Below are 7,316 nucleotides of genomic sequence, written 5' to 3'. Positions count from 1 at the left end.
TTTAGACATTAAGTAACCCGAACTCAGGCTAAAAAAACTATCTCAAGCTGCTATTGAATTGACGCGAAGGTTTACTTTGTATTCACTGTGGCAGCAGCTTAAAAACAAAAAAACCTTGTCACTTTCGTGGCAAGGTTTTTTTATTAAAGAGTCGTTGCTTATTTAGCTGTGAAGCTTACTGGGCGACGTTCTTTACGAGGGCCAGTACGCTTATCACCGCGTTGGCTATCGTCTTTATCTTTACTAAAGGTGCGCTTTTTGTCACCAGCTGGACGCTCAGAGCGTTCTGCACGTGGCTCAGCAGGGCCTTGATCTTGTGTAATTGTTAAGCCCATAGGACGTTTACAAATAAACACTTTTTGGAAATGATCAAGTACATCTTTAGGCATGTTTTGCGGTAATTGAACCGTACTGTGATTGTCGTGTAAACGAATATCACCAATAAACTTGCTTGAGATGTCAGCTTCGTTAGCGATAGCGCCAACAATGTTCTTAACCTGAACACCGTGTTCACGACCTACTTCGATACGGTAAGTATCCATAGGGCCTGCATCACGACTGTTACGTTCGCGAGGTTTACGCTCAGCGCGTTCACCACCACGTTCGCCGCCACGTTCGTTACGACGTCCACGGTCACCACCGCGATCATTGCGGTCGTTACTACGTGGGTTGCGATCGTTACGCTCGTTACGTTCACGAGGTTGAATCTTAACTTCTTCAACTTTAATTGGAGACTGTTGCTGTGCTAAACACAGTAACGCACCCGCTAAGCTTTCAAGAGGAAGTTCAAGTTTTTCAGCCATGTTAGTAGCTATCTCGTTAAAGAATGTAATATCTTTGTTTTCAAGCGCAATAGTTAATTTTGCTTGTAACGCTTCAATACGTTTTTCTTCAACGATTTTTGCAGTTGGTAATTCAACTTGTGCAATTTCAGACTTCGTATGACGAATGATATTTTTAAGTAAATAACGTTCGTTATGTTTTACGAATAAAATTGCTTTACCAGTACGACCAGCACGACCTGTACGGCCGATACGGTGAACGTAGGCTTCAGAATCTTGTGGTATATCGTAGTTGATAACTAAGCTTAAGCGGTCAACATCTAGACCACGAGCAGCAACGTCTGTTGCAATAACAACATTTAGCATGCCGCTTTTTAAGCGTTCTACAGTGCGTTCACGTGCTTGCTGGTTCATATCACCATTAAGTGGAGCAGCAGAGAAACCTTCGCGCTCTAATAACTCAGCAAGTTGTACTGTATCGTTACGCGTACGTACGAAAACAATAGCACCTTCATACTGTTCAGCTTCTAAGAAGCGAACAATAGCTTTATTTTTATGTACGCTTGCATTCCAAAACACTTGCTCAACAGATGATACTGTAGAGTTACGCGCAGAAATATGAACCTGTTCAGGATTGTTCATATACTTGCTGCTGATGTTTTGAATTTGCTTAGGCATAGTCGCAGAGAAAAGACATGTTTGCTTTTCGCGCGGTGTTTTTTCCATGATGCTTTCTACATCATCGATAAAGCCCATACGTAACATTTCATCGGCTTCATCAAGTACAAGTGCTTGTAGAGCATCAAACTTGATAGTGCCACGGTTAATGTGATCGATTAAACGACCTGGAGTTGCAACAATAACCTGAGCGCCACGACGAAGTGCGCTTAATTGGATACTGTAGCTTTGGCCACCATATAGTGCCAATACTTCAATACCACGAACATGTTTAGCATATTGTTCGAATGCCTCAGCAACTTGGATCGCAAGCTCACGTGTTGGTGTGAGTACAAGGATCTGTGGCTGTTTCACAGACGGGTCAATATTATTTAGTAATGGCAGTGCAAATGCTGCGGTTTTACCTGTACCCGTTTGAGCTAGTCCCAGTACGTCCTTTCTTTCTAGCAATAACGGTATACATTGAGCTTGGATTTCAGATGGTGTCTTGTAACCCAACTCTTCAACTGCCTTCAAAATTGCAGGAGAAAGATTTAGAGATTCAAACGTGACTGGTTCTGACATTAATACGCCTCAACGAATTTAAAGAGGCGCGCATTATATAGGATTCGCGAGGAAAATGCTTGTATAAATTGAAACTAATTTGTATGTATTTGATGTTGGTCGAAATTTAACCAGTTCAATATAGGGTTTATTAAACTGGTTAACATATTTAATACAAAGCTTATTTATACAAGCCTAGGTTTTCTTTTGCGTAAGCTTCAAATTCTGTAAATCCACCAATGTGATTTTGGTCTACAAAAATTTGTGGAACAGTAGGGCAAGGCTTACCCGCTGACTTTTCAAGGTCGGCTTTACTAATGCCTTCTTTAATTATGTCTATGTAACGAAATTTAAAGTCATCACGTTCATTTGATAATTGCTCAGCAACATCTTTCGCACGAACACAAAATGGACAACCTTCACGGCCAAAAATTACGGTTAACATAGCTTTCTCCTCAATTTGATTAATATTAGTTTAAATGAATGGAAAATTATTTAAAGAGAAAAAAATCGATTGCACCATTCTAATAAAAGCATAAATCATATTATGCATAGCAATATGATTTGCAAAATGCGAATGAAAAACCAGAGCCCTGTTTGTCTAATACTTAAGTCTATGAATGCAAGTGTGTTTACAAGAATTAATTTATGGCACATAACTTGATGATGTAGAGCTATACATTGGGTTAACGAGAATGCTTTATGAATATTAATAGTCACGTTTTAGAAATTATCCAAGGGGTAATAGGTAAATATTGTGAAACCCAAAGTCAAAAATTCTCTATTACCTTAATCAACAAGTTGCAATGTAACTACGTCTGTTTGCAAATTCCGCCAGAGCAAATGATTGCACAATGCGAGGCGTTTCTTACTCCGGCGCTAGCAGCAGTAAAGCAGTGCTTTTTACTTAACCTCGAAGCAAATATTCAGGGAGTTAGTATTCACTATCAGATTGATGATTCTGAACAAGTAAACACGTTGGATTTTCACGGGCTCTTAGCAACCAAAGAGTCTGTTAGTTTAGCGCTTGATGTTAGACAAAATGTAGACGTTTTAACTGATTGCGAAGCGTTACTCAAAAGCTGTTTAAAAATGTCAGCTAATACTCACGATCGTTTTGGTTTAAATTTTAAATTATTTAACAGCACGCTTAGAGAGTCTGCGCAGCTAGAGGATTTACGCCATCTTAGTGGTAACGCATTAATTGATAAATTAAATAGTGACAGCTTAAATACACACATAAAGTTGTGCTCTATTAACGACATTTACGAGCTGAGCCAAGCTCATAAACTATCTAAAAAAATATTAGGCTGGCCATTTTTTGATACCGACTTAATTACTATTTTAACAACATTTCACACACAAACACGTTTATCGGTATTAGTAGCAGACGACAGCTTACCGAGCCAAATTGCTACAAAAGTAATGCTTGAAATGCTGGGCTGTTTAGTAACGTGTGCAGAAAATGGTGCTAGTGCATTAACGCTTGCTCAAAATGAACCATTTGACTTGCTACTTTTAGATGAGCGTATGCCAGGAATGTTTGGTAGCGATGTGGCGCAGCAATTAGTTAGGCAAAATACACCTAATAACAATACTCCTAAAGTTATTTTAACGGGGTTAACAGGCGATGAGCAAATAGCTGAGTTGTTTGATAAAGGAATTACTCACTATTTACAGAAGCCAGTGACAAAAGCGGTACTTGAGAAATTTATTAAACCTTGGCAGTTAGCCTCTTAAATTGATTAATAAGGAGAGAGTTATGGATGATTTCTCTAAGACAGCACCTATTTTAATTGGTTTTCAAAACAATTACTTTTTGCCAAAAGGCATTTTGTATGACGAGATTGAAGAGTCATCAATAATTACTGGCGTGGGGGAAAATACACTCTATTTATTGACCTTCTGCGCAGAGCAATTTGCTTTAGTTATTAATACACCCATTCACTTTACGCAAAACTATAGCGAGCTTAAAAATCCGATTGGTATATTAAAAGTCATTGCGGTGGGAGCATTTAAAGCGGGTTCGTACGGTGCTCAAACCATTAAGCAGCTAGACCTTTTTAGTAATATTATAGAGGTGGTATTTGGGAAAAGAAGTTTAAATGCTTTTACACATATAGGTTTAGCCGAAAACATCAAAAAACATGGGGCCACTAATATAATTTTAGCGGGTACTGTGTCTTCTATCTGTATTGATTCAACTGTGCGCACTGCTGTTGCACTTGGTTCTAATGCCACTATTTTAAGTGACTGCACACCGAGACGCACTCCTTTTGAACAAGCATTCTACCGTGAAAAGGTTTCCCTTCTTTATGCACGAGTTTGTCAGAGTAATACTTTTATAAAGTATTGGAGAGATCATGAATAATAATGATGAGCTACAAGTTCAAATCCAATATGCACTAGTTGAAAAACTTTCCAATAGTAATCGACGTCAAGCAAAGCTATTAGCTATTTTAGATGAGTGTATTTTTGAGTGTGATAAACATTTGAATTTTACTTATATTAATGAAGCTTGGGAGAAGAAGTTAGGTTACTCAACCGATTCATTAATTGGCTCCAATATTACTAAGTTAATGAATTGCGATGATATTATGCATTTTGTCGCATACAGCTGTTGTTTACTAGAAGGGAAGCAGGCTCCCAGTGTAGAAATACAAATTAAAAGCAGCATCGGGCTCATGAACTGGTTTGAGTTAAGGTTAGTTTATGATGAAAAAAGCGGCTTTATAGGCTCGTTCTATGACATTCAACGTCATAAAGATTCTCAATTTTTGCTCACACAACAACAAAAATATGTAAAACGCTTATCGCTTGTTGCGAGCCATACAAATAACTTAGTAATAATTACAGATAAATTTGGCGTAATTGAGTGGGTTAACAATAGTTTTGAAGTACTTACAGGTTACACCTGTGATGAGGTTATAGGCACTAGCCCAGGTCAATTGCTACAAGGGCCAAAAACATGTGAAAAAAGTCGTAAGGTTATGTCTCACGCTGTAAAAAATGGGCTTCCTTTTCAAGTTGAAACCACAAATTACGATAAGAATGGTAACGTTTATTGGGTTGCTATTGATGCAAATCCAGTGCGAGATGATGAAGGTAAAGTAAAGCATTTTATCGCTATAGAAACTAATATTACGCAGCGAGTTAAAGCTGAACAAGCAATGGCAGAGATAGAATATAACTACCACTCTGTCGTAGATAATATTCCTGATATTGTTCTACGCCTTGATACATTTGGCAATTTATTATTTATAAATCAAGCATGGCAACGCGTCTTACACAGCAATGTAGATGAGAGTCTTGGCTTACCTATAATTAAGTTTATAGCAAAAGAAGATGTCGAAAAAATTAGTAGCACTTTGCTTGATTATAAACAAGGTAAGCGCGATATACGTCGCTTTGATATACGTTTGATTAATGCACAAGGCATAAATAATTGGGTTGAAATGACACTTACTCCCATTGTGGATGGCTACGAAAACGATTTGTTATCTATTGCCGCAACACTTGTTGATATACAAGAACGTATTGAAAGCGAGCAAATATTGCTTGAAGCTAAACATCAGGCAGAAACATTAGCTGAGTCTAAAAGCCGATTTATGGCAAATATTAGCCATGAAATTCGCACGCCATTAAATGCCGTTATTGGCTCTGCAGATATTTTGCATCATACCGGTTTAACTTCTGAGCAAATGCGTTACACACAAATGATTAAAACAAGCTCTGATGCATTACTGAGTGTATTGGACGATGTATTAACGTATTCGCGTTTTGAAGCACAAGCTATAACACTCGATAATCAGCCATTTAGTATTGATACGTGTATTGAAGAAGCAATAGATATTATTACCCAAAGTGCTTTGCAAAAAGGGCTTGAGGTTGTTTTTGATTTTTATCCTGATGTCCCCGCTCAAGTAATTGGTGATCATGCACGTATAAGGCAAATAGCCATTAATTTATTAGCCAATGCGATTAAGTTTACTCAACAAGGCGTAATAACGGTGACCGTTAGATGTACTTACATTGGAGCCAATAATTTAAATCTTCATTTATCAGTAAAAGACACTGGAATGGGAATCGCAAAAAATAAAATAGAAAGTATGTTTATGCCTTTTATTCAATCAGATAATTCAATTACCCGAAAACATGGTGGTAGTGGCTTAGGCCTTGCGATATGTAAGCAAATTTGTGATGTAGTAGGGGGAGATATTTCGGTTAACTCTGAGCTCAATAAAGGGAGTGAGTTTATCGTTAATTACCTGTTAAAAATAGACACAACCGACTCAATATTGCGAGAGGGGTTTGCAGCACGAAGTAAAAAGCCAAGAGTATGGATTGTAGGACATAATCAAATTTTAAAAACCGCGTTGGAGCACACACTCACTCGGTTTTCTATCGCTTTTGAGCACTATGAAATATGTCCAGATATCCCTGAGTATGATAGTTTTCCTGATGCAATTGTATTAACTGATCCTCGAATGCTAGCCCAAACACGCGAGTGTATAAATACATATAACTCCCTTAATTCACCATGTTTACTTATCTTAGACTTACTAGGTGAAAGCTTATTACCGCAAAATCTCAACGACAGAGAGCTTAGGTTAAATGGCCCTTTTAAAGTATCGCATGTACCGCGAGCAATTAGTTTATTGGAAGAGCAGTTATTTCATTTAGATATTATATTTACTAATCGTGAACAAAAAAAAGCCTTAGAAAGCTCTTCAGGGTTAACTCAGTTGAATGGGACCAATGTATTGGTTGCTGAAGATAATACTAATAATCAAATAGTAATAAGACAGTTTTTAGAGCAAAAAGGTTGTCGGGTATATATTGCTAGCGATGGGCAAGAGGCAATAACGAAGGCTAAAAACAATAAAATTGATATTATTTTTATGGATATCCAAATGCCAATACTAGATGGGATCTCTGCAACCAAAGCAATCAGAAAGTTAGGTATAGCCACTCCTATAATAGCGCTCACAGCAAATGCAATTCATGGTGATAAAGAGCGATTTATAGAAGCGGGGATGAATGATTACTTAGCTAAGCCAATTGTAAGTGAGACACTTTATTTATTGCTTGATAAATATGCCCCAGAGCAGGTTATTGAATCTAAACATTTAAAGCTCTCTCGTTTAGCGCAAGTGTGGGAGAAGCTGAGCTGAGCAATGAAGGGCAATATAAAAAGTGGGTTTGTGTTGCATAAAACTTGATAAACGAAGAAATTAACCTAGTATTTTAGGAGTAAGTTAAATTTATTGTTTAGTATTTAATGAGTGTTTTTATTATAGTTTTTCAATTTGA

At 37.5% G+C, this 7,316-nt stretch carries 5 protein-coding genes; 3 read left to right on the top strand and 2 right to left on the bottom strand.

The genetic code is table 11. The features are described 5' to 3' along the window. Positions 1-158 precede the first annotated feature (158 nt). Complete coding sequence (locus tag GQR46_RS13570) at positions 159-2,024, bottom strand: DEAD/DEAH box helicase (protein ID WP_007585469.1); 1,866 nt, start codon at positions 2,022-2,024, stop codon at positions 159-161. A gap of 160 nt (positions 2,025-2,184) precedes the next feature. Then, complete coding sequence (locus tag GQR46_RS13565; protein WP_007585470.1) at positions 2,185-2,448, bottom strand: GrxA family glutaredoxin; 264 nt, start codon at positions 2,446-2,448, stop codon at positions 2,185-2,187. A 257-nt stretch (positions 2,449-2,705) separates the two neighbouring features. Here GQR46_RS13565 and GQR46_RS13560 point away from each other — a divergent pair, with 257 nt between their 5' ends. The 3 genes from GQR46_RS13560 to GQR46_RS13550 are packed head-to-tail and all read left to right on the top strand — an operon-like array spanning position 2,706 to position 7,177. Further along, complete coding sequence (locus GQR46_RS13560; protein ID WP_010554674.1) at positions 2,706-3,743, top strand: response regulator; 1,038 nt, start codon at positions 2,706-2,708, stop codon at positions 3,741-3,743. A gap of 22 nt (positions 3,744-3,765) precedes the next feature. Beyond that, the gene (locus tag GQR46_RS13555) at positions 3,766-4,374 is read left to right on the top strand and encodes an isochorismatase family cysteine hydrolase (RefSeq protein ID WP_165741225.1); all 609 of its coding nucleotides are present in this window, start codon (positions 3,766-3,768) and stop codon (positions 4,372-4,374) included. Continuing rightward, positions 4,367-7,177 (top strand): PAS domain-containing hybrid sensor histidine kinase/response regulator, encoded by a 2,811-nt coding sequence (locus GQR46_RS13550; protein WP_165741224.1) that lies wholly within the window; start codon positions 4,367-4,369, stop codon positions 7,175-7,177. The genes GQR46_RS13555 and GQR46_RS13550 overlap by 8 nt, the downstream gene beginning before the upstream one ends. Positions 7,178-7,316: the final 139 nt, after the last annotated feature.

The organism is Pseudoalteromonas sp. Z1A6 (assembly GCF_011378745.1).
Lineage (GTDB): Bacteria > Pseudomonadota > Gammaproteobacteria > Enterobacterales > Alteromonadaceae > Pseudoalteromonas > Pseudoalteromonas arctica.
The sequence above is the reverse complement of the archived record's forward strand: the minus strand, read 5'-3'. Positions and strand labels throughout refer to the sequence as shown.

What these genes read in the sequence shown, in the direction of transcription:
- GQR46_RS13565 (WP_007585470.1), bottom strand. Translation starts at nt 2,448, where the DNA reads ATGTTAACCGTAATTTTTGGCCGTGAAGGTTGTCCATTTTGTGTTCGT.
- GQR46_RS13560 (WP_010554674.1), top strand. Translation starts at nt 2,706, where the DNA reads ATGAATATTAATAGTCACGTTTTAGAAATTATCCAAGGGGTAATAGGT.
- GQR46_RS13570 (WP_007585469.1), bottom strand. Translation starts at nt 2,024, where the DNA reads ATGTCAGAACCAGTCACGTTTGAATCTCTAAATCTTTCTCCTGCAATT.
- GQR46_RS13550 (WP_165741224.1), top strand. Translation starts at nt 4,367, where the DNA reads ATGAATAATAATGATGAGCTACAAGTTCAAATCCAATATGCACTAGTT.
- GQR46_RS13555 (WP_165741225.1), top strand. Translation starts at nt 3,766, where the DNA reads ATGGATGATTTCTCTAAGACAGCACCTATTTTAATTGGTTTTCAAAAC.